The sequence below is a fragment of the Vibrio sp. T20 genome (assembly GCF_007858795.1).
Taxonomy (GTDB): domain Bacteria; phylum Pseudomonadota; class Gammaproteobacteria; order Enterobacterales; family Vibrionaceae; genus Vibrio; species Vibrio satsumensis.
This window is the reverse complement of sequence record NZ_VFEB01000041.1, coordinates 1-275: the sequence shown is the minus strand read 5'-3', so window position 1 is coordinate 275 and position 275 is coordinate 1. Positions and strand designations below refer to the sequence as shown.

Here is a 275-nt window from a genome sequence, read left to right as displayed (position 1 = left end):
ACTTGAGGAGAGAAAGCGAAGCTCAGTATTGTATTCCAGGCTATCGAAAGCTTTGGGAAGCAGCAGTCGCTAACGGCTTTATTTGTAATAAAAAGCGAGTACAGAGGCTTTTGCAGAATATGGGCTATCGCTCTTGCGCGAGCAAGAAGCGATATGGACGAGCGCCAAGACAAAATACGCTTATACCTGCCTATAACATTCTTGCCCGTCAATTTAAGGTGGATAAACCCGATCGAGTTTGGGTGTCAGATATCACTCAGGTGCGCTGTACTGAT

1 protein-coding gene is annotated in these 275 nt (G+C 45.8%); it reads left to right on the top strand.

Features of this window, described 5'->3' with window-relative positions; translation table 11 throughout:
* Positions 1-275, top strand: a 275-nt coding sequence (locus FTW16_RS01910) for an IS3 family transposase (RefSeq protein ID WP_186728006.1), incomplete at both ends; no start/stop codon positions are given.